This window comes from Bradyrhizobium sp. CCBAU 53340, assembly GCF_015291645.1.
Classification (GTDB): Bacteria; Pseudomonadota; Alphaproteobacteria; order Rhizobiales; family Xanthobacteraceae; genus Bradyrhizobium.
In genome coordinates this window covers 2664601-2685068 of record NZ_CP030055.1, presented here as the reverse complement: position 1 = coordinate 2685068, position 20468 = coordinate 2664601, and the positions used below count along the sequence as shown (strand labels likewise).

Here is a 20468-nt window from a genome sequence, read left to right as displayed (position 1 = left end):
TCTGTATCGTACGGCCACATCGGGAGAGACCGGCTTTCTGCCAGCCGGCGCCGAAGGAGCAACCGCCCCGGAAACTCTCAGGCAAAAGGACCGCGTGGCTTTGACGACATCTGGAAAGAGGCGCTGACGGGCCTAACACCCGGACCAGCGTCCGCCGACGGGATAATACTCTCAGGCACAGCGACAGATGGGGCTTCGACTGGATCTACCGGGGAATCGTCCCCGGGGAACCGCCGAGGGCCCCTGTGATGCTTGCGCCGGACGACAAAGACTCCCTGAAACGTACCCCCCTTTACGATCTTCACGTCTCCCTGGGCGGCAAGATGGTGCCGTTCGCGGGCTATGACATGCCCGTGCAATACCCCGCGGGCGTGCTGAAGGAACACCTTCATACCCGCAAGCAGGCCGGCCTGTTCGACGTCTCCCATATGGGCCAGATCGCGCTTCGGCCGAAGTCGGGCAAGGTCGAGGACGCCGCCCGCGCGCTGGAGCGGCTGGTGCCACAGGACATCGTGGCGATTGCGCCGGGCCGGCAGCGCTACGCCCAATTCACCAATGAAGACGGCGGCATCCTCGACGATCTCATGGTCGCCAATTTCGGCGACCACCTGTTCCTGGTCGTGAACGCCGCTTGCAAGGCCGAGGACGAGGCGCATCTGCGCGCGAATTTGTCGGACACCTGCATCATCGATTCGCTCGCCGATCGTGCGCTGATCGCGTTGCAGGGCCCGCAGGCGGAATCGGCGCTGGCGAAACTTTGTGCAGCGGCGCCCGCCATGAAATTCATGGATGCCGGCCCGCACACGGTTGCGGGCCTCGCCTGCTTCGTCTCGCGTTCGGGCTATACCGGCGAGGACGGTTTCGAGATTTCGGTGCCCGCCGCGGATGCCGAGCGGCTTGCCAAGATGCTGCTTGAAAACCCCGATGTAATGCCGATCGGCCTTGGTGCCCGAGACAGTCTCCGGCTGGAGGCCGGGCTCTGCCTCTATGGCCACGATATCGACACCACGACGACGCCGGTCGAAGCCGCGCTGGAATGGTCGGTGCAGAAGAGCCGCCGCAGCGGCGGCGCCCGCGCCGGCGGCTTTCCCGGCGCTGAAAAAATCCTCGCTCACTTTGACAACGGCGCGTCCCGCCGCCGCGTCGGTCTGCGCACTGAGGGCCGCGCGCCGGTGCGCGAGGGCGCGCTGCTGTTTGCCGGTAGCGAGGGCGGTGACGCAATCGGAAAAGTCACTTCCGGCGGTTTCGGCCCAAGCCTGAATGCACCGGTGGCGATGGGCTACGTGCCCGCTGCCTTAAGCGCGCTCGACACAAGACTGTTTGCGGAAGTGCGCGGGCAGTTTCTGCCGCTCACCGTCACCGCCATGCCCTTCGTGAAAAACACCTACAAACGCTGACGCATGATGAGATTGAGCACAGCTGCCGCCCCGGACGTCACCTCTCCCCAGCGGGGAGAGGTCGGATTGCATCTGACGATGCGCAGCATCGTCCAGTGCAATCCGGGTGAGGGGCCGCGGCACGCAGCGAGACCAAATCCCCTCACCCGGATCGCATCTTGCGATGCGATCCGACCTCTCCCTACGGGAGAGGTGAAACAGAGCCCGCAGCCTTTAACTCAACTGCACACCGCTTCAGGAATCCAAAAATGACCACGACGCTGTACACCTCCGACCATGAATGGCTCGCGATCGACGGCGATGTCGCCACCGTCGGGATCACGGATTACGCGCAGTCACAGCTCGGCGACGTCGTGTTCGTCGAGCTGCCCAAGATCGGCCGCGCTCTGAAGAAGGCTGAAGCCGCCGCCGTGGTGGAATCGGTGAAGGCCGCCTCCGACGTTTACGCACCGATATCAGGCGAAGTGCTCGAGACCAACGACGCGCTCGCCGCCGAGCCCGCGCTGGTGAACTCCGATGCGCAGAGCAAAGCCTGGTTCTTCAAGATCAAGATTGCCGACAAGAGCGAGCTTGGCGGTCTCATGGATGAAGCCGCCTACAAGGCGCATACGGCTTAAAGACGATGGAGCAAGCGATGACCGCGCACCGTAAATCCAGCGGCGAGACCGCCGCCAATTTCACTCGCCGCCACATCGGCCCCTCCGCGCGCGATGTCACCGCAATGTTAGATGCGGTCGGCGCCAAAAGCGTCGACGCGTTGATGGCGGAAACGCTGCCCAGTTCGATCCGGCAGGCCGCCCCGCTCGATCTCGGCAAGCCCTTGAGCGAGACCGAGGCCATCGCGCACATGGCTGAGCTGGCGCGTCAGAACCAGGTCTTCACCTCGCTGATCGGCCAAGGCTATTCCGGCACGATTTTGCCCGCGGTGATTCAGCGCAACGTTCTGGAGAACCCGGCCTGGTACACGGCCTACACGCCCTACCAGCCCGAGATCAGCCAGGGCCGGCTGGAAGCGCTGTTCAACTTCCAGACCATGATCTGCGACCTCACCGGGCTCGACGTTGCCAATGCCTCGCTGCTCGATGAGGCCACCGCCGCCGCCGAAGCCATGGCGCTCGCCGAGCGGCACTCGAAGGTCGAAGCAAAGGCCTTCTTCGTCGACAAGGATGTGCATCCGCAGACGCTCGCGGTGATGCGCACTCGCGCCGAGCCGCTCGGCTGGAATTTAGTCGTCGGCGATCCCCTCACCGATCTCGACAAGGCAGACGTGCTCGGCGCGCTGCTGCAATATCCGGGGTCTTCCGGCGCAGTGCGCGACCTCCGGCCCGCGATCGCATCGCTGAAGGCCAAGGGCGCGCTCGCGATCGTAGCCGCCGATCTGCTGGCGCTGACGCTGCTCGCGTCGCCCGGCGAACTCGGCGCCGACATCGCCATCGGTTCTGCGCAGCGCTTTGGCGTGCCGATGGGCTATGGCGGCCCGCACGCGGCCTATATGGCGGTGCGCGATGCGCTGAAGCGCTCGTTGCCCGGCCGCATCGTCGGCCTCTCGGTGGACTCCCGCGGGATGCCCGCCTATCGCCTCGCGCTGCAGACCCGCGAGCAGCACATCCGCCGCGAGAAGGCGACCTCGAACATCTGCACCGCGCAGGTGCTGCTCGCCGTCATCGCCGCGATGTATGCGACCTATCACGGTCCCGAGGGCCTGACGCAGATCGCCCGCATTGTGCACCGCCGTACCGCGGTGCTCGCCGCGGGCCTGCGCAAGCTTGGCTTTGCGCCGCAATCGGAGACCTTCTTCGACACGCTCAGCGTCGATGCCGGCGCCAAGCGCGCCGAGATCATCGCGCGCGCCGCGGCCGAAAAGATCAACCTCGGTGTTGGCGATAGCAATTTGCGCATCGCGCTCGACGAGACCACGACGCCTGCGACAGTGGAAGCCGTCTGGCGCGCCTTCGGCGGCACGCTGTCCTACGCCGAGTTAGATGCCACCACCCGCGAGGCGCTGCCGGAGGCGCTGAAGCGCACCACGGCATTCCTCAGCCATCCCGTCTTCCACGCGCATCGCTCGGAGACCGAGATGCTGCGCTACATGCGCAAGCTCTCGGACCGCGACCTCGCGCTCGACCGCGCCATGATCCCGCTCGGCTCCTGCACCATGAAGCTGAACGCAACCACCGAGATGATGCCGCTGACCTGGCCGGAGTTCGGCTCCCTGCATCCGTTCGCCCCGCGCGAGCAGGCCAAGGGTTATCACGCGCTGTTCACACGGCTGGAAAAATGGCTGTGCGACATCACCGGCTATGACGCGATCTCGCTGCAGCCGAACTCGGGCGCGCAGGGCGAATATGCCGGGCTTCTGGCTATCCGCGGCTATCATGCCGCGCGCGGCGAGGCGCATCGCAAGATCTGCCTGATCCCCTCCTCGGCCCACGGCACCAATCCGGCCTCGGCCGCGATGGTCGGCATGGACGTGGTGGTGGTGTCTTGCGAGAAGAACGGCGACGTCGACGTCAATGACCTCCGCGCCAAGGCCGAGAAGCATACAAACGATCTCGCCGCCGTCATGATCACCTATCCGTCGACCCACGGCGTGTTCGAGGAGCACATCAAGGAGATCTGCGACATCGTGCACGGCCATGGCGGCCAGGTCTATCTCGACGGCGCCAATCTCAACGCGCAGGTCGGCCTGTCCAGGCCCGGCGATTACGGCGCCGACGTCAGCCATCTCAATCTGCACAAGACCTTCTGCATCCCGCATGGCGGCGGCGGCCCCGGCATGGGTCCGATCGGCGTCAAGGCGCATCTCGCCCCGTTCCTGCCGGGCCATCCCGCGACGAACGCGGATGCGCCGGTCGGCCCGGTCTCGGCCGCCCCGTTCGGCTCGGCCTCGATCCTGACCATCTCCTACATCTACATCCTGATGATGGGCGGCGAAGGCTTGAAGCGCGCCACCGAGATCGCGATCCTCAACGCCAACTACATTGCCGCGCGCCTCGATGCCCACTTCCCGGTGCTCTACAAGAACGAGAAGGGCCGCGTCGCGCATGAGTGCATCGTCGATCCCCGTCCGCTGAAGACGACATCGGGCGTCACCGTCGACGACATCGCCAAGCGCCTGATCGATTACGGCTTCCACGCCCCGACCATGAGCTTCCCGGTGCCGGGCACGCTGATGATCGAGCCGACCGAGTCGGAATCCAAGACGGAGCTGGATCGCTTTTGCGATGCCATGATCGCGATCCGGAAGGAAATTGCCGAGGTCGAGGCCGGCCGCTTCAAGATCGAGGCCTCACCGCTGCGTCACGCCCCGCACACCGTGCACGATATCGCCGATGACGATTGGAAGCGCGCCTACACCCGCGCAGAAGGCTGCTTCCCCGCAGGCAGCTCGCGCACCGACAAATACTGGAGCCCGGTGGGCCGCGTCGACAACGTCTATGGCGACCGCAATCTGGTGTGCTCGTGCCCGCCGGTGAGCGATTACGCGCAAGCCGCGGAGTAATCTTCGTAGGGTGGGTTAGCCGCGCGGACTGCGCTTCGCGCAGCCGCCTGCTAACCCACCCTACGGTCCTGACTTAAGGCGCAACTAACGATCGACTTGCGCGATCCCACCGCCACAGCCGTTCGCTGGTCAGAAGCGTGCCGCCCCACCAACGCCTGATCGGATTGTGACGGCGAAAATCCTCCCGGCCCTCCAGAACGGCTTTGCCAAACTCGGTCAGCGACAGCCGGCTCCGCCGATAGGCGGCGTTGTGGCCTCTCGCATCGTGCGCAGCGAGCGTCGCAAGTTTCGGATCGAGTCCCGCGATCGCTGGCATCGGACCGGAGGCGAGCCCTTCGAGCAGCGGCCCCAACTCCCATTGGTCGAACACACGCGTTTCGAGCAGCCCGCCCGGCTGAAACAGCTCCTTGGTGCGGTTGTGCCCCTCCGCGATCAGTTCGAGCAGTCGCGTTTCCGTCGCACCCAGTCCGGTGATCGGTGACGGCAATTCTGCCAGCAATTCCTCCATCGCCGGCTTCAGGAAGGGGAGCCCGGGAAAGTCCTGACTGAGCAATCCGAAACAGAGCTCGGGCGTTGGCGACCGGTAGGCCTCCCAGGCGATGGCCGCGGCCTCGAAGTCGAACTCCGTGACGTCCAACTGTCGGATGGTGTGATCGCGAAGCCTGGCACTATGGGCTCCGAGCAGATCGAAATCGACCTGTCGCAGCCTTGTACGCTCGGCCGCGTATGGCTCGGAACGGAGATAGTCGAGGATCCAGATCAGCTGCAATTGATTGCTCGGGGTGGGATCAAACCACAGCTCGATCTCTTCGACACCATAGGCCTTGCAAAACCAGACCAGTCCGAGCTCCTTGTGCGCAAGACCGCTCTGGGGCGACCGCGCAACCAGATCGGACCAACGCACCTCCCGATCGCCCAAGAAAGAGCCTCTGAAAGAACCTCCGGTGAGATACTGTTCAAGATGGTGCGACGTAGGCAGTGGTCCGGAGACGAATCGAAAGATCAGCGGGACGACCATATCGGCAAGATCGGCGTACCAACGCCGGACGAACTGGTCAGGATCACGCGCTTCATAGCCCCGGCGCCCTACTCCAAACGAGACGCAATCGCCTCTCAAAATTGATATTCAACCCTCTGAGCAATGTGGATTAGGCAGGCGCCACCAACGATCGGCTTTCGCGATCCCGCCGCCACAGCCGGTCAAGATCAGACATCACGCCCCCCGATCACTCCAACGCAAAAAGAAACGGGCACTGACGACGTCGGCAACTCAACGTCCTCAGCACCCGCTCCTCGCGAAACTCTACTGATAAGGCTTACTCGTCCCCGGGCTCTTCGCCGTCGGCGTCGCTCTCGGGCGTGCCGGCCAGGATCTGCTCGGAGATCAGGCCGGAGTTCTGCCGGATCGCGGTCTCGATCTTGGCGGTGATGTCGGGGTTGGCCTTCAGGAACGCTTTCGAGTTCTCGCGGCCCTGGCCGAGGCGCTGGCTGTCATAGGAGAACCAGGCGCCGGACTTTTCGACGATGCCGGCCTTGACGCCGAGATCAAGGATCTCGCCCATCTTGGAGACGCCCTCGCCGTACATGATGTCGAACTCGACCTGCTTGAAGGGCGGCGCCAGCTTGTTCTTCACCACCTTCACACGCGTCGTGTTGCCGACCACTTCGTCGCGCTCCTTGATCGCGCCGATGCGGCGGATGTCGAGGCGGACGGAGGCGTAGAACTTCAGCGCGTTGCCGCCGGTCGTGGTTTCGGGCGAGCCGTACATCACGCCGATCTTCATGCGGATCTGGTTGATGAAGATCACCATGGTGTTGGACTTGTTGATCGAGGCGGTCAGCTTACGTAGCGCCTGGCTCATCAATCGCGCTTGAAGACCCGGCAGCGCATCGCCCATCTCGCCTTCGAGCTCGGCCTTCGGCACCAGCGCCGCGACCGAATCGACCACCAGCACGTCCACCGCACCCGAGCGCACCAGCGTGTCGCAGATTTCCAGCGCCTGCTCGCCGGTGTCAGGCTGGGAGATCAGGAGCTCGTCGATATTGACACCGAGCTTGCGGGCATAGACCGGATCGAGCGCATGCTCGGCGTCGATGAAGGCGCAGATGCCGCCCTTCTTCTGGGCTTCCGCCACCGTGTGCAGCGCCAGCGTGGTCTTGCCCGAGGACTCCGGCCCGTAGATCTCGACGATGCGGCCCTTCGGGAGGCCGCCGATCCCGAGCGCGATATCGAGCCCGAGCGAGCCTGACGACACCGCCTCGATGTCCATCGAACGGTCGTTCTTGCCGAGCTTCATCACCGAGCCCTTGCCGAACTGGCGCTCGATCTGGGAGAGCGCGGCAGCCAGAGCTTTACTCTTGTCCATGGAAGATCCTTCGACGATACGCAGCGCAGTGGTGGACATTGGGTCGTGCTCCTTATGGCGAGGATTCGGGTGCGGGACAAACGATTGGGGCGGCGGATCGTCGATAAAAGCACTGTACCCCATTTGTTCTAGGTTCGCAATATGTTCTTTTGCAGATTGGGGTACTGTCCGTATTTGACCCCCAGTATCCTAAGTTGAATCCAGTGCCCCAATTCCAGCGCTCCCGACCCTTGCGATGGATCAAGGTATTCGGTCCTAAGAATAAAATGGTACTGGAACAAAATAGCTGGACGTAAGTTGATGCTCTCGGAATCACGTCTCGACAACGTGGTTGCCGACACAAAAGGCCTCAGCTCCGCCAGCCCCGAGCTGAGGCCTTTTTATCGCTTGTGTACATTTTTGTACGGAAGCCGGAACGGACGCGCGCCCCGTGAATCATGTCCACGGGGCAAGTGTCGGATGTCGAGACGTGTCGCGCTTGCATTATTTCGCCCGTGAGGCCGCAGCTACGCTGCTCCGTATGGCAAAGACCGCAAAGGACCCGGCGGTTGCGTCTGGTTTGATTCAGCGAGCGGCGGACCTCAAGGACCGAACCGGAGAACTTCCACCCGTTGACGTAGAGACGATGGACGAACAGCCATCAAAGCCTTTGACAAGGAACTAAGGCCGCCTCAGTTGGCGGCCTCTTTCAGTTGAAAAACATGTCTCTAGTCGTTTCGTGACATCTGGATTCGGCATCCAGTCGCGCCAGACAAATGGCGATGGCTTTCCGCCTCAGAGCTGGAAAAAGTTCAGGTGCTTGTTTTTAGTGGTGCGGCAAGTTCGCTGGCAACCGTCCTTGGTAAGCGCATTCTTGGGCCGGACGAACCAAAATCATAGTGTCCCAATCCGCCTCTGCGGGTGTCAAAAAAGGCCCCAGCTCACGTAATGGGGGGCGATGGAGCTGGGGCCGACGGGGTTGCCCTTGGGGAAGGGCATCAGGAAAACTTGGCAATCGTCCCCTCGTTCCTATTTCGCGCGGAGACTTCCTAGTGTCCTAATTTCCCGAAATCGCAGTCCCAATTAGGACAGCACCCGAACCTGAGAAACGGAGCGGAACTCTTCCCAGATGAGGAGGGCATTGAGTTAGGTGACGTTCGCGCCGCCGAGATGGAGGCCGCCCGTGCTTTGGGTGGTATGGCGCGAGACCTTGATTTGATGCACCACGGCCGCGACATGGTCATTGAGGTTCGAACAGATGGCGGTCCGGTCTTCGAAGCCGCCCTGACGTTTGCCATTAGCAGGCCAAAACACTAAGGCCGCCTCAGTTGGGCAGCCTCATATCATCCAGCGGCAGTAAGGCCGCTTACGGTCAACAGGATGAAGGAAATACAGGGCCAACTGCCAAATTATCACGGCTCTTTGGCCGACAATCACATCCGGCGACTAGCGGCAGCGTCCTAATCCCCTCCCCGCGACTGTCGCGTTGAACCTTTGGGCATCCCGCACAGACACACAAGATCGGGATTTTACAATCTCCCTCCCGGGGCTGGAGAGGCCGCCGCCCGCGCTGGTTTTCAAGCGGGCGGCGCTTTTGCTTTTCCACCCGTAAATTTACCAAGTGTCCTAATTCCCCTCTGCGGGTGCGAACTAAAAGCCCCAGCCGCGGAGCGTTGGCTGGGGCTCCCGGGTTTGCAATCAAGCAATTCTGAAATCGCTTAGCCAGCCCCGGGAGGCGCAACCTACCTTTCGGGAAAAACCGGCACTCTGATCTAGCTCAATGCAGAGTGTCCTAGTTTCCCGAAACGACTGTCCGAACAGCACCCTGGCGCTGGCCTTGTTTTAACCCCAAGTGGCCTAAATTGAATTTGAAGGTGGCCTGTTTTGGGTTGAGGCACGGTTCGACCTGATTAAGAGCGTTATCGGAAGAGCAACGGTTAAAGCCAGTAAGGGCAAGCCAATTGCCGCAACCATGACTAGCATCCGGTTGAGGCCGAACAGCCACGAAACGCCTATTACTAATTCGACCACGGCTAGGCCGATCAAACGCCCAATAATTCGCTGGCGCATTCTTGCCCCCTAAGAGGGCCGCCTCAGTTGGCGGCCTCTTTCATTCATCGTCTTCGCCGTCGTCCGCAAGGGAGCGCGAAGTTGGCTTGGATCGCCCGAAACACTGTCCTCATCCGCCTCTGCGAGTGTCCCTTTGCGAGACATAAAACCTTGGCACAGGTCGTGCAGACTAATCCTCACCGGGGTTTTGCATCACCCACCCGGGGCTGGAAAGCCGCCGCCCGCGACACATTTCAAGCGGGCGGCGTTTTTGTTGGTGTCCTGATCTCTGTCACGCCTGTCCCAGTCAGGACGGCACCGAAAATGGGAGCCTGTCCGTGTTTGTCCGCAGGGGCCGGACTTGAATCCGACGGCGGCCTATTTTGCCGTGTTCACTCCGGAACCAAGTCCCAGGCGTCGGCATACTAGTATCGCGAAATTCGAACCCAACGGTTAGGACCCGTCAGACGAGGTTGTGTCATGCAGCGACGCCGCCGATTCAAGCAATCCGTTTCCCTTGAAGAACGCCTTTCCCAAGAAGCCGAACGTCTCCGAGAAGAGGCCAAATCCCTTCCCCCAGGTCCTCGGCGTGAGGACGTCCTTCGTAGAGCAAGACAAGCCGAAACCGGCTCGCATATGAGCGAGTGGCTGAGATCGCCCGGGCTTCAGCCGACAGAATCATTTGCAGGAAAATCGGCCAGGTGAATGAGGCAAAGTGGCCGGGGAATCCCAAGGGGCCTCAATTGGCCGAGGCCGCGCGTTTTGCCTCGCCCAATATCAGCAGCGCCAGAGGCGCCAGGGGACCGACCGCGACGGCGATCCAAAACCACGTCCGGGGCGACCTGTTGCGCTCGCGCGCCATCGCGCCTGCAAGCGGGATCGACCCGATCGAGATGATGACGAAAAGCCAAAAGCCCATGGCCATCTCCGGCACGATGCGGCACGATAGCATCAAAGCGGCCAGAGGCCCTGCCCTCCGCAAAATGTGACGTCTCTTTGATCGTCCGACGATGACGCGGATCAACGACGCCAAGTCGTGCTGCCGTCATAATTTCGCAATCCTTCGGCACAGAACTTTTCCGCGGCCACCGGCTTTCCTCGGGGATGGGCCATGTGATGGGGAACTGGATCATGACGGAAAACACGCACAACGATGCCGTCAGGCGCAATTCCCTGCGCGAGGCGGCGCTCGAGGAGATGGCGAAGTTCGAGCGTAGGGAAAGCGAGTTCCGCCAGAAGGATCGCGCCGAGCGCGCCGCCGATCTCCGCTTGCCGCTGGATGAGATCAAGGTGCACTAGACGCCAGCCGGCTCCGGCGGTCACCTACTGTGCATGGGGTTGTTTTCGGGTTGTCTTGGCGGCCTTGACGGGGCAGCGCCCCGCGGCTGCGCCAAGTCCTTGCATCATCAAGTCCTCGCATCAGCTCGTGCTACATCAGCGCCAGCAGCACGATGCCGATAACCAATACCACGAAGCCAGCCGCCGTCGCGGCGGCGAATGACCGCTCTACCTTGTCCATGATGCCACCCCGCTGTCGGCGCGCCACGTATCCCCCATGGCTTCGCCGTGCGCGCAAAGTGTCGCCAACGGATGTGTCCTAAATTGTGCGGGCCGATGTCTGAATTGGGACGCGAAAGCGCCTCTCAACGTCCCGCGCAAGCCACGCACAAGCTTGCGTAAGGCGCCTGTCAGCCGGCTGCTTTAACATCGTCTTGCCCGGTGGACCAACACCGGGCCTCCATACTCCAGTCGACCCCGCTCTTCCCCGAGCGGGGTCTTCTGTTTCCTGACGGCCGAACGACGAAGCCGCCGAATCGCGCGGGGATTCGACGGCCGATCAGATCCGCCTCACCTTGTCAGGCTGTCGTAAGCTCAACGGGCTACGGTCACCTTGCTATGGTGTTGCAGCCCAGCACCTCAGCCTCCAATAGCCTTCTGCCCCGCCCGGCTCTCCCCTGGCGGGGTTTTTTCTGACGCGCGGACGCGATCCATCGCGTCCTGATATCCCTGAGTGGGCTCGACGTCGCGCATGTTCGGCGCGACGTCAGCGCGACGAGTTTGCCAGCTGTTCGTGTCTGCCCGAATCGCCGCGTTCGCTGTGGCACGACAAACCCTCGAAACGCCAGAAGGTGACGACGCTGGCCGTGCCGCACTGCTCGCAGACGAGCTTCTCGTCACCGAGCATGAAGCGGCTACGCCTGAAGAGAACTGAGGAAGCCGGCTGTCTGCATTGCGGACAGACCAGTGAGAAGTGTCGTGCGCCCCATCGCTGAGCGAGGTGTCTGAGCCAGTTCACGTCTTCCTCTCGTGCGACTCTCGTGCGACGCCCGCCCGTGCCGCTTCACACAGCAGATCACACTCGAGCCGCACGCAAAAGTGGAAAAGTACGAGATCTGCTCATGCGCTGCGAACGGTCGCGGCGCCGACATCGCTTGCAGGTTCAGGTTCCACAAAGTGACAGCGGCGCGGCGATGGAACCGAAGCCCGGTTCCACTCGACCTGATGGCCCTCGTCCGTGGTTCTCCGGCCAAGAACAGAGTTCCTGACCTAATTTGTCAGGCAACAGCCTGGTCTGCCTGAGCCCGAATGGATTCGGTTCCATGCGCCTGAAGGCGCGTCGATCGGCTCCATGTTTCGGAATCCGATTTCGCTTGTTTCGGACTGCGCGCACTTGCCGAATTCCGACGATTTATCCTCGACTTAACTGCAATTTTTGCTTGTACCGGGAATATTACGCCGCCCAACATGTTACCCGACATGGCAAGGTGAATCGTGGAGGTGACCATGAATCACAGGGGCGTTGAGTTCACGGTTGCAAAGACGGCGGTCCCGGGCGTCTGGCAATGGCAGTTCCGGATCGGCGACGAGACCAAGACAGGCAAGACCGAGACGAAGATCGACCTCCTGGCGATCCGCCGGGTCCAGCTGCGCATTGATCGCGAGCTGAAGGCCATCGGCCGCAAGACGGCCTGAAGCCTCAGGTTGAAAGGCAAGTCCGGGGCTAGTCGGCGCTGGGCAGCCGCCGCATGGTGAATTCGATATCGCCACCGGGCAATTCGCGCCAGGTTTCGACCTCACTCATATAGCCAGCCTTGGGATAGCGCGCGAAGAAGGCCTGTGCTCTTGCCCGCGCCGCCGCGCGCGGCAGGGTGAAGCTCTCGCGCAGATAGCCGTCACCGGCCTTGTCGACCGGTCCGGCGGCCCGCTTGCGCCGGCGCGCCATCCGCTCGGCGAGATCCTGCGGGCGATCCGCCATATCCTGCCTCCTCAACGCAACACTGCGAGGGAATGTAGGATCCGTCCGCGGCAAAGGGGAGTCCCGCCGACGGCGTCGACTGGCTCCGGAACCTGCGTCAGTTCGCGGCTGTACCGGCCTTGGGCTTCTTGGGCGTGCTGGCCGCCGCCTTCGGCGCGGGCTGCTTCGGCGGATCAGAACGCATGCCGCCCCAGGGGTCATTGGAGGTCTTGGCGTCCGGAATCTTCTTCAGCGTTTCCTTGTAGGCCTTGTCGCGCGCAGCATCCGCGGCCTTCTCGTCCTCCGTCTTGGAGGGAGTATCCGCCAGCAGATTGATATGGGGCGCATCCTGCGCGAAAGCCGGTCCGGCCAGCACCGCCAGCACCGCCGCCATACGGAAAAGCTTCATCACTCACTCCTTGATCATCGGTAGCAGGGCGGATCCCGCACCCCTGTCCTTCTTCACGGCTCCCGGGGCCGCGTCAATCCGCTAGAGCCGATCCGATCTGCAGGATTTCGGTCCATGCAACCAGTCATCCCAGATCGGGCCGCACTTGGTGCAGCCGTTCAGCGCCAGACCGAGCGCGACCAGGCAAAATACCAGGATACATCGACGCAACATGGTCCACCCGCTCCCGAGCGTGGCATCATATCGGGCGAAGTCGGGCATTTTCAAGCCGACGGCCCCCGGTGATTTCGCCGCGCCCAAACGGGCGGAATGTGCGAAACATCCGGCAACACAGGAGGGAATGACAGCAATGCCAGCGCAGCCAGACACCGAGTTCGGCATCGCCGAGGCCAGACGTATCCTCGGCGAGGTCTTTGCGCCCTGGATCCAGGATCTCAACCTCTCCGTCGAGCGCATCGAGCACATGCCGCCTGCCGAAGCGGCGGACTGGCAGCCGGGCGCGCTGCTCCGCATGCCGTTCTCGGAGCGGTTGTGCCGCAATGGCGGCGTGGTCTGCGGTCAGGCGCTGATGGCGCTGGCCGACACCGCCATGGTGATTGCAAACCTCGCCGCCAACCGCGGCTATCGTCCGATGACCACGGTGGACCAGACCACCCATTTCATGCGCGCGGTCTCCTCGTCCGACGTGCTGGCGGACGCACGCGTGGTACGGCTCGGACGCACGATGAGCTTCGGCCGCGTCACCCTGTTCTCCGCCGCCGACAACAAGCCGGTGGCGATGGTGTCGAGCGCGTTTGCGATGCTGCCGGGCTGAGCATCGCCTGGAAAGGCTCTCGATGACGATGACGTCCAATCAAGTGATCGAGCGCGATTGCGATCGCGCCTCGATCAGTACGCCTCAAAGATTACTTGCCGAGAATTTCGTCGGCAGCGGTGACGATGCTGACGGTCGGATTCTTTCCGCAATAGGCACCGAACTTCTTGGCATTCTCGACGAACACCTCGGTGTCGATGATCGCGTTGTCCTCGTCGCCCTTGTACCAGCCGTCCAACCAGGTCAACACGACCCCGATATTGTCTTCGCCGCTGTCGAGGAACTGCTTGCAGGTCATGGTCGAGAGGTCCCACTTGACGGCATGGGCGGGCATCGATGACAGCGAGAGCGCTGCGGCGAACAGAAGCGAAAGCTTAATCTTCATCGAAATCTCCATCGGCGCATGACGCCATAAAGCAAAGGCTTGCGGGATAAACTCGGCGGGACATGTCTCGCCGCCTCAACGTCGTAAACGAAGTCTGAAGCGATGCGCAAGTAGCGCCAGTATTGAGTTCAGTTCAATGTAATTTCTATGCACTAAATGAGAATCGTCATTGTGGATTGACGCAAATGATCGAGAAGCGCGCGACGCAGCGTTACCGGGTCTTCAAGGGTGGGACCATCACCTTTGAAAATAGGGGTATTGCGTGCACAGTACGAAACATGTCGGAAAGCGGTGCAGCGATCGATCTCGATGCTCCCGTCGCGTTACCCCAATCATTCACCCTCTCGATTGCGCGTGACAATTTCGTGCGGAATTGCCGCACCGTCTGGCGCAGCGAGCGGCGCATCGGCCTCGTTTTCATGCAGTAGGGCGTGCGATGTGAACGACTGTTCGCATCAGACCCACACCACGATTTTGATTGCGTGATACGACGCGCGCGACTCCAGCGAGGCACAGGCTCGGACCTGCAGCAGCAGGACGCGGCGACCGGATAGCTTGGCCTCCCCGCGCCCCTCCTATTTCGGCTTCTTCGCGGGCTCGCTTGGACGCGCCCCACCCCAAGGGCCATATTTCTGCTTGGGCTCCGGAATGCGCTCGAGCCTCATCTGGGGTACAAACTAGGCTGCAATCCCGCCGTCGCCTATGCGACGGGTTCCGCGCCTTCAGCAAATGTTGATCGGGCAGGACTTCGTCCCGCCGAATTCGCGCCTATCTGTTGGCCCGCAGGGGACCTTCACGAATGTTGCGGATTATTGCTCGTGTGGCGATGCTCGTTGGCACGCTCGTGCTCGGCGCGTGCGGCTTTGCCGACAGCCGCGCGCCGGTGCCCGACTTCATGCGCATCAAGGAAGCCGAGCAGCAGCTGCCCGAACCGCCGCCTGACGTCAAGCGCGTGGTCCGCGAGCAGATCGAAGTGGTCTTTCTCAACACGTCTTATCCGCGCGAGGTGCAGGTCGCCTTGCCCCACCACGAGGTCCGCGGAACGGGCTGGACCGCCTGCGTCCGCGCGCAGCTCACCTCGGCCACCGGTTCGGCGCTGGGCACCCAGACCTACATCGTGACGATATCAGGCGGAAAGATCGTCGATCGGCGACGCGCTGAAGCCGACGATATCTGCGGCTCGGAAGCCTACGAGCCGATCTAGCGGTGAATCGCAGCACGCCACGAGCCGGTTCCGGGAAAAACCTGTAACCTGGCCGGAACGATCGTCGCCTCCCATTCTTGTTACCGCCGAGGGCAGTTTCGGAGGAGGACAGGATGAGGACGTTGACGATTGCACTGCTGGCCGGTGTCGGGGCTCTCGCGGCGGGGAGTGGCGCGAAAGCTGCGGATCTGTACACGACCAGCGAATACACCAGCCCCGATCTCATTCAGGAAGTCCGGCTCGTCTGCGATGACGCCGGCAATTGCTATCGCACCCATGGCGGCGCACGCGTGATCGTGCGTGACTCCTACGCCCGCATGCCACGTGAACGCTATTACGAGCGCCGCACCTACCGCGACTGGGATGATGGCCCGCGCGCCGGCGTCGGCATTCGCGCGCCCGGTGTCAGCGTGGGCGTCGGAGTCGGCGACGACCGCTGGTAAGCCGCACCTTGTGATCGACGGGGCCGGACGAGAGACTTCGCCCGGTCCTGTTCGCTCAACTTGACGGCAAATCGGATCAGGCGGCCACCATCTGCTGCTGGAACTGTTCGTATGCCGCGATCGCATCCGCGGCGTACATCAGCGAAGGGCCGCCGCCCATGTAAACGGCCATGCCAAGAGCTTCCTCCACCTCTTCGCGCGTCGCAGCGAGTTTGACGAGCGCTTCGGTGTGAAAGCCGATGCAGCCGTCGCAATGCGCGGCAACGCCGAGCGCGAGCGCAATCAGCTCCTTGGTCTTCTTGTCCAGCGCGCCATCGCGCGTCGCTGCCTGGGCGAGTGCAGAAAATCCCTTCATCGTGTCGGGAATGTCGCTGCGCAGTTTCTTCAGGTTGGCCGAGATGTTCCTGGTGATATCGACGTAGTTCTTGTCCATCGGACCCTCGTTAGCTGGGCTTGATCGGGGCGGAAGCGACCTCGCGCGGCGTGCGCAAGGCGATGTAGATCGCGGGAATCACGAGCACGGTGAGCAGCGTCGAGGACGCGAGGCCGAACAGGAGCGAGATCGCAAGCCCCTGGAAGATCGGATCAAGCAGAATGGTCGCGGCGCCGATCATGGCGGCAAGCGCGGTCAGCAGGATCGGCTTGAAGCGAACGGCGCCGGCCTCGAGCACGACCTCGCGCAACGACTTGCCCTCGGCGCCGCTATGACGGATGAAATCGACGAGAAGGATCGAGTTGCGAACGATGATGCCGGCAAGCGCGATGAAGCCGATCATCGAGGTTGCCGTAAACGGGGCACCGAGCAACCAATGCCCGAGGAGAATGCCGATCAGCGTCAATGGAATCGGGGTCAGGATCACGAGCGGCAGGCGGAAGCTTCCGAACTGGGCAACGACCAGCACGTAGATGCCGAGGATGGCTGCGCCGAAGGCAGCCCCCATGTCGCGGAAGGTCACCCAGGTGATCTCCCATTCACCGTCCCACAAGAGCGTCGGATGCGATTCATCCGCCGGCTGGCCATGCAGGCTGATCACCGGTTTCGGCAGCTTGCCCCAGTCATGGGCATCCACCCGGTCCGCGACCGCCAGCATGCCGTAGAGCGGCGCCTCGAAGCGGCCGGCGAGCTCCGCCATCACCATGTCGGCGAACCGCCCATCGCGGCGGAAAATCGTCGGTGATCCCTCCTCCATGGTCGCCTTCACGACCTGGCCGAGCTCAACCACGGTCTTGCTGCCGGGCAGCGTATTGGCCGGCACCGGCGTGGAGGCCAGCGCCTCGTCCCAGACGAGGTCGCGCTTGCCGAGATGCACTGCGATCTCGATCGGATTGCGATCCTCACCGCGATGCGAGTAGCCGATCGAGGTGCCGCCGAACAAGGTCTGGATCGTGTCATAGACATCGCGCTGCTCGACGCCGAAGAATTCGAGCCGGTCCTGATCGATGGACAACCGCAGCCGCGGCCGCCTCTCGCCGATGGAGTCGTCAATGTCGACGATGAAGGGTACTTCGGCGAAGACGTTCTTGAGCTCGGCCGTGACGGCCCGGCGCGTCGCTGCATCGGGTCCGTAGACCTCGGCCAGCAGCGTCGAAAGCACGGGCGGTCCGGGCGGCACCTCGACCACCTTGATGCTGGTGCCCTTGGGCGGATCGAGCGCCTTCAGCTTCTCGCGCAGCGCGAGCGCGATCTCGTGGCTGGCGCGCTTGCGCTCGCCGCGTGCCGCCAGATTGACCTGGACTTCGCCGAGTTCAGGTCTTTCCCGCAAATAATAGTGCCGCACGAGGCCGTTGAAATTGAAGGGCGCCGGCGTGCCGGCATAGGATTGCAGCGAGGTGACCTCCGGCAATTGCCGCGCGGTCTCCGCGACGCCGAACAGCGTGCGCTCGGTCGCCTCCAGGCTCGCCCCTTCCGGCAGATCGACGACGACCGCGATCTCGGACTTGTTGTCGAACGGCAGCAGCTTGACCGTCACCGACTTGGTCGCGAACAGCATCATTGACAGCAGCGTCGCGACGCCGACGCCAAGCAGGAAGATCCAGGCCGAGCGCTTGCTGCGCACGATCGGAGTGGCAAAGCGCCGGTAGAGCCGCCCCAGGCGGCCCTCGTCATGCGCGGCATGCGCAGGCGACATCTCGCCCTTCGGCGCCAGCTTTAACATCAGCCATGGTGCGACCACCATGGCGACGAAGAACGAGAACAGCATCGCAGCCGAGGCATTGGCCGGAATCGGTGCCATATAGGGGCCCATCAGGCCCGAGACGAACAGCATCGGCAACAGCGCCGCAACCACGGTCAGCGTCGCGACGACGGTGGGATTGCCGACCTCCGCGACCGCCTCGATGGTGGCCTGCAGCCGCGAGCGACCATCGCGCATGCCCCAGTGCCGCGCGATGTTCTCCACCACGACGATGGCGTCATCGACCAGGATGCCGATCGAGAAGATCAACGCGAACAGGCTGACGCGGTTGATGGTATAGCCCATCAGATTGGCTGCAAACATCGTCAGCAGGATCGTCGTGGGAATGACGACGAAAGTCACCAGCGCCTCGCGCCAGCCGATCGCGATCGCGATCAGCACGACGATCGAGACCGTCGCAAGCCCGAGATGAAACAGCAGCTCGTTGGCCTTCTCGTTGGCGGTTTCGCCATAGTCGCGCGTCACCGTCACCTGAACGTCGTCGGGGATCAAACGCGATTTCAGGCTATCCAGATGCCTGGCAATATCCTCCGACACCACCACGGCATTCGCGCCGGCCCGCTTGGCAAGCGCGAGGCTGACGGCCGGCGTGCGCGCCCACTGCCCTTGGGCGTCACGCGCATCGCTCCAGACCCGGTGCTCGACGGTGCTGGGGCCGACGATCACGGCGGCGACGTCCTTGACGTAGACTGGCCGGCCGTCGCGGGTCGTGATGAGCAGCAGCCCGATGTCGGGAATGCCCGACAGCGTCTGGCCGGCCGCGACGTTGCGCACGGTGCCGGCATCGCGGACCTGGCCGGCCAGGAAGGAACGATTGGCATCCTTCACCTTGGCGACGAGCTGCTGCAGCGTGATCCCGAACAGCGACAGTTTCTCCGGATCAGGCTCGACCCGAACCTGCTGCGGGGCGCCTCCGGAAATGTAGGTCAGTCCGACATTGTCGACCTTCATCAGCTCCGCACGCAGCTTTTCGGCCAGCTCGTGGAGGTCCTTGTCGGTCCAGCGCCCGGCGGCCTCCGGCTTCGGCGACAGCGTCAGCACGGTCACCGCGACATCGTTGATTCCGCGACCGACGATCAGCGGCTCGGAAATACCAATGGGGATCCGATCGAGATTGGCGCGGATCTTCTCGTGCACGCGCAGGATCGCGTCCTCGAACTTGGTGCCGACCAGAAACCGCGCGGTGACCATGACGCGGTCGTCCTCGGTCTGGCTATAGACGTGCTCGACCCCGTCGATCCCCTTGACGATCGACTCCAGCGGCTTGGTGACGAGCTCAACCGCATCCGGTCCGCGCAGCCCGTCCGCATTGACGCGGATGTCGACCATGGGAACGCTGATCTGCGGCTCCTCCTCACGCGGTATCATGACGACCGCGATCAGGCCAACGACGAGCGCCGCAAGCAGAAACAGCGGCGTGAGCGGCGAAGCGATCGTCGCCCTGGTGAGCCGTCCCGACAGTCCGAGATTCACGGCCGCACCAACTGGTCGCCGGCCGAAACGCCGGACAGGATCTCGAGTCCGTCCACGAGTGCCGGCGTCGCCAATTCGCGGCCGCGCTGCACCGGCACGTCGATGGCTCCGCCGTCCTTCTGGAGCCGGACGTAGTCGATACCGAACCGGGTGGTCACGTAGCCTGCCGGAACGACGAGGGCGGTTCTCACGCCGCCGGAGATCCACACCCGCAGCCTGTCACCGACGAAATATTCTCCGAGGCCTTCGACGGTCGCATCCGCAATCACGCGTCCTTCCTCGATCTGGGGATAGACGAGGTCGATGACGCCCGACTTGGCGGCTTCTCCGACGAATTCCGCGCCGTCGATGCGAATCTTGTCGCCCGCCTTGAGGAAACGTGCATGCCGTTCCGGCACGCGAAGCCGCAGCTTGAAATTCTGTTGGGCGACCGTGACGATGGGATCGCCCGCGAGCACGACTGACCCTACGGTGATCAGCCGCTTCAGTACGCGTCCGTCCGCGGGCGCGAGCACCTGGCCCTGGTTGAGTTGCTCGTTGATCACGGCACGCTCGGCGGTCTTGGCCCGCAAGCCGTTGTCGGCCACGTTCAAGGCGGTGCGCTGCTCGTCGAGCTTGACCCGGGGCAGAATGCCGCGCTCGACCAGCCCCTCGGTCCGGGTAAAGTCGAGCTGCGCCTGGTTTGCCTGCGCCTGAAGGGCTTCGATCTGCGCATCGAGCGACTTCATCTGGAGGACCAGCTTTTCGTCGCCGATGGTCGCGATCGCCTGACCGGCGGCAACGCGATCGCCTTCCCTGACCTTGAGCTGAGCCACCGTACCGCCGATTCGTCCGCGCGCCGGCACGACGCTGATGCTTTCGACCGTGGCGAACACGGCCTTCTCATCGGCGATGGATTGCCGCGCGACCACGAAGGTTTCGGCCGCTGCGACCGGTCTTGCAGACAGGCCGATCGCCGCGAAGGCGGCCAGCAGGCTCAGGCATCTTGCCATACATCGCATGGGACAGTTCCGTGTC

21 protein-coding genes and 1 riboswitch are annotated in these 20468 nt (G+C 63.0%); of the genes, 12 read left to right on the top strand and 9 right to left on the bottom strand.

Translation table 11 applies throughout. The features are described from left to right. Nucleotides 1–10: 10 nt before the first annotated feature. A riboswitch (glycine riboswitch) is annotated at nt 11–103 on the top strand. Nucleotides 104–248: 145 nt separating this feature from the next. The 3 genes from gcvT (at nt 249) to gcvP (ending at nt 4899) form a co-directional block, all read left to right on the top strand. Beyond that, nucleotides 249–1397: a glycine cleavage system aminomethyltransferase GcvT gene (gene gcvT, locus XH89_RS12575; protein WP_194467361.1), complete on the top strand. Its 1149-nt coding sequence runs from the start codon at nt 249–251 to the stop codon at nt 1395–1397. Nucleotides 1398–1645: 248 nt separating this feature from the next. Next, nucleotides 1646–2014 carry a glycine cleavage system protein GcvH gene (gene gcvH, locus XH89_RS12570; protein ID WP_194467360.1) on the top strand — a complete coding sequence of 123 codons (369 nt, stop codon included), beginning with the start codon at nt 1646–1648 and terminating at the stop codon, nt 2012–2014. Between the two features lie 17 nt (nt 2015–2031). Beyond that, nucleotides 2032–4899 (top strand): aminomethyl-transferring glycine dehydrogenase, encoded by a 2868-nt coding sequence (gene gcvP / locus XH89_RS12565; RefSeq protein WP_194467359.1) that lies wholly within the window; start codon nt 2032–2034, stop codon nt 4897–4899. Between the two features lie 73 nt (nt 4900–4972). Here the strand turns inward: gcvP and XH89_RS12560 are convergent, their stop codons facing one another. Both XH89_RS12560 and recA read right to left on the bottom strand, forming a co-directional pair. After that, the gene (locus XH89_RS12560) at nt 4973–5803 is read right to left on the bottom strand and encodes a hypothetical protein (RefSeq protein ID WP_246767819.1); all 831 of its coding nucleotides are present in this window, start codon (nt 5801–5803) and stop codon (nt 4973–4975) included. A gap of 412 nt (nt 5804–6215) precedes the next feature. Then, entirely contained in the window at nt 6216–7304 is a 1089-nt protein-coding gene (recA, locus tag XH89_RS12555) for a recombinase RecA (RefSeq protein WP_194467358.1), read from the bottom strand. Nucleotides 7305–8345: 1041 nt separating this feature from the next. Here recA and XH89_RS42075 point away from each other — a divergent pair. The 4 genes from XH89_RS42075 to XH89_RS12540 all read left to right on the top strand — a co-directional run bounded on the left by XH89_RS42075 (nt 8346) and on the right by XH89_RS12540 (nt 10592). Further along, nucleotides 8346–8561, top strand: coding sequence for a hypothetical protein (locus XH89_RS42075; protein ID WP_371825229.1), 216 nt, complete (start codon nt 8346–8348; stop codon nt 8559–8561). A 1212-nt stretch (nt 8562–9773) separates the two neighbouring features. Further along, nucleotides 9774–9998 carry a hypothetical protein gene (locus XH89_RS41240; RefSeq protein ID WP_246767818.1) on the top strand — a complete coding sequence of 75 codons (225 nt, stop codon included), beginning with the start codon at nt 9774–9776 and terminating at the stop codon, nt 9996–9998. Then, entirely contained in the window at nt 9938–10282 is a 345-nt protein-coding gene (locus XH89_RS12545) for a hypothetical protein (protein ID WP_194467356.1), read from the top strand. Before XH89_RS41240 ends, XH89_RS12545 begins: the two co-directional genes overlap by 61 nt. A gap of 142 nt (nt 10283–10424) precedes the next feature. Further along, nucleotides 10425–10592 carry a hypothetical protein gene (locus XH89_RS12540; RefSeq protein WP_194467355.1) on the top strand — a complete coding sequence of 56 codons (168 nt, stop codon included), beginning with the start codon at nt 10425–10427 and terminating at the stop codon, nt 10590–10592. 745 nt (nt 10593–11337) lie between these two features. Here XH89_RS12540 and XH89_RS12535 read toward each other — a convergent pair. Continuing rightward, complete coding sequence (locus tag XH89_RS12535) at nt 11338–11478, bottom strand: hypothetical protein (RefSeq protein WP_194467354.1); 141 nt, start codon at nt 11476–11478, stop codon at nt 11338–11340. Nucleotides 11479–12077: 599 nt separating this feature from the next. On the opposite strand from XH89_RS12535, the gene XH89_RS12530 reads away from it, so the two are divergent. Then, entirely contained in the window at nt 12078–12266 is a 189-nt protein-coding gene (locus XH89_RS12530) for a hypothetical protein (protein WP_194467353.1), read from the top strand. Nucleotides 12267–12294: 28 nt separating this feature from the next. On the opposite strand, the gene XH89_RS12525 is transcribed toward XH89_RS12530, so the two are convergent. Continuing rightward, nucleotides 12295–12549 carry a hypothetical protein gene (locus XH89_RS12525; protein ID WP_194467352.1) on the bottom strand — a complete coding sequence of 85 codons (255 nt, stop codon included), beginning with the start codon at nt 12547–12549 and terminating at the stop codon, nt 12295–12297. A 97-nt stretch (nt 12550–12646) separates the two neighbouring features. Next, nucleotides 12647–12937, bottom strand: coding sequence for a hypothetical protein (locus tag XH89_RS12520; RefSeq protein WP_194467351.1), 291 nt, complete (start codon nt 12935–12937; stop codon nt 12647–12649). A gap of 349 nt (nt 12938–13286) precedes the next feature. Between XH89_RS12520 and XH89_RS12515 the strand changes: the two genes are divergently transcribed. Beyond that, nucleotides 13287–13751 (top strand): PaaI family thioesterase, encoded by a 465-nt coding sequence (locus tag XH89_RS12515; protein WP_194467350.1) that lies wholly within the window; start codon nt 13287–13289, stop codon nt 13749–13751. A gap of 91 nt (nt 13752–13842) precedes the next feature. Here the strand turns inward: XH89_RS12515 and XH89_RS12510 are convergent, their stop codons facing one another. Further along, a complete protein-coding gene (locus XH89_RS12510; protein ID WP_194467349.1) occupies nt 13843–14136 on the bottom strand; it encodes an HdeA family protein in 294 nt (97 codons plus the stop codon). A 185-nt stretch (nt 14137–14321) separates the two neighbouring features. On the opposite strand from XH89_RS12510, the gene XH89_RS12505 reads away from it, so the two are divergent. From XH89_RS12505 to XH89_RS12495, 3 genes are all read left to right on the top strand, one after another. Beyond that, the gene (locus XH89_RS12505; RefSeq protein WP_194467348.1) at nt 14322–14564 is read left to right on the top strand and encodes a PilZ domain-containing protein; all 243 of its coding nucleotides are present in this window, start codon (nt 14322–14324) and stop codon (nt 14562–14564) included. Between the two features lie 398 nt (nt 14565–14962). Continuing rightward, nucleotides 14963–15340, top strand: coding sequence for a hypothetical protein (locus XH89_RS12500; protein ID WP_246767883.1), 378 nt, complete (start codon nt 14963–14965; stop codon nt 15338–15340). A gap of 113 nt (nt 15341–15453) precedes the next feature. Beyond that, complete coding sequence (locus XH89_RS12495; RefSeq protein ID WP_194467346.1) at nt 15454–15783, top strand: hypothetical protein; 330 nt, start codon at nt 15454–15456, stop codon at nt 15781–15783. Nucleotides 15784–15859: 76 nt separating this feature from the next. Here the strand turns inward: XH89_RS12495 and XH89_RS12490 are convergent, their stop codons facing one another. The 3 genes from XH89_RS12490 to XH89_RS12480 are packed head-to-tail and all read right to left on the bottom strand — an operon-like array spanning nt 15860 to nt 20443. Beyond that, nucleotides 15860–16216 (bottom strand): carboxymuconolactone decarboxylase family protein, encoded by a 357-nt coding sequence (locus XH89_RS12490; protein WP_194467345.1) that lies wholly within the window; start codon nt 16214–16216, stop codon nt 15860–15862. Between the two features lie 10 nt (nt 16217–16226). Next, nucleotides 16227–19451 (bottom strand): efflux RND transporter permease subunit, encoded by a 3225-nt coding sequence (locus tag XH89_RS12485; RefSeq protein ID WP_194467344.1) that lies wholly within the window; start codon nt 19449–19451, stop codon nt 16227–16229. Continuing rightward, entirely contained in the window at nt 19448–20443 is a 996-nt protein-coding gene (locus XH89_RS12480; protein ID WP_246767817.1) for an efflux RND transporter periplasmic adaptor subunit, read from the bottom strand. Before XH89_RS12480 ends, XH89_RS12485 begins: the two co-directional genes overlap by 4 nt. Nucleotides 20444–20468: the final 25 nt, after the last annotated feature.

What these genes read in the sequence shown, in the direction of transcription:
- gcvT (WP_194467361.1), top strand. Translation starts at nt 249, where the DNA reads ATGCTTGCGCCGGACGACAAAGACTCCCTGAAACGTACCCCCCTTTAC.
- XH89_RS12525 (WP_194467352.1), bottom strand. Translation starts at nt 12,549, where the DNA reads ATGGCGGATCGCCCGCAGGATCTCGCCGAGCGGATGGCGCGCCGGCGC.
- XH89_RS12520 (WP_194467351.1), bottom strand. Translation starts at nt 12,937, where the DNA reads ATGAAGCTTTTCCGTATGGCGGCGGTGCTGGCGGTGCTGGCCGGACCG.
- XH89_RS12530 (WP_194467353.1), top strand. Translation starts at nt 12,078, where the DNA reads ATGAATCACAGGGGCGTTGAGTTCACGGTTGCAAAGACGGCGGTCCCG.
- XH89_RS12480 (WP_246767817.1), bottom strand. Translation starts at nt 20,443, where the DNA reads ATGGCAAGATGCCTGAGCCTGCTGGCCGCCTTCGCGGCGATCGGCCTG.
- gcvH (WP_194467360.1), top strand. Translation starts at nt 1,646, where the DNA reads ATGACCACGACGCTGTACACCTCCGACCATGAATGGCTCGCGATCGAC.
- XH89_RS12500 (WP_246767883.1), top strand. Translation starts at nt 14,963, where the DNA reads ATGCTCGTTGGCACGCTCGTGCTCGGCGCGTGCGGCTTTGCCGACAGC.
- XH89_RS12535 (WP_194467354.1), bottom strand. Translation starts at nt 11,478, where the DNA reads ATGCTCGGTGACGAGAAGCTCGTCTGCGAGCAGTGCGGCACGGCCAGC.
- XH89_RS12505 (WP_194467348.1), top strand. Translation starts at nt 14,322, where the DNA reads ATGATCGAGAAGCGCGCGACGCAGCGTTACCGGGTCTTCAAGGGTGGG.
- XH89_RS12490 (WP_194467345.1), bottom strand. Translation starts at nt 16,216, where the DNA reads ATGGACAAGAACTACGTCGATATCACCAGGAACATCTCGGCCAACCTG.
- XH89_RS12540 (WP_194467355.1), top strand. Translation starts at nt 10,425, where the DNA reads ATGACGGAAAACACGCACAACGATGCCGTCAGGCGCAATTCCCTGCGC.
- XH89_RS12510 (WP_194467349.1), bottom strand. Translation starts at nt 14,136, where the DNA reads ATGAAGATTAAGCTTTCGCTTCTGTTCGCCGCAGCGCTCTCGCTGTCA.
- gcvP (WP_194467359.1), top strand. Translation starts at nt 2,032, where the DNA reads ATGACCGCGCACCGTAAATCCAGCGGCGAGACCGCCGCCAATTTCACT.
- XH89_RS41240 (WP_246767818.1), top strand. Translation starts at nt 9,774, where the DNA reads ATGCAGCGACGCCGCCGATTCAAGCAATCCGTTTCCCTTGAAGAACGC.
- recA (WP_194467358.1), bottom strand. Translation starts at nt 7,304, where the DNA reads ATGTCCACCACTGCGCTGCGTATCGTCGAAGGATCTTCCATGGACAAG.
- XH89_RS12495 (WP_194467346.1), top strand. Translation starts at nt 15,454, where the DNA reads ATGAGGACGTTGACGATTGCACTGCTGGCCGGTGTCGGGGCTCTCGCG.
- XH89_RS12515 (WP_194467350.1), top strand. Translation starts at nt 13,287, where the DNA reads ATGCCAGCGCAGCCAGACACCGAGTTCGGCATCGCCGAGGCCAGACGT.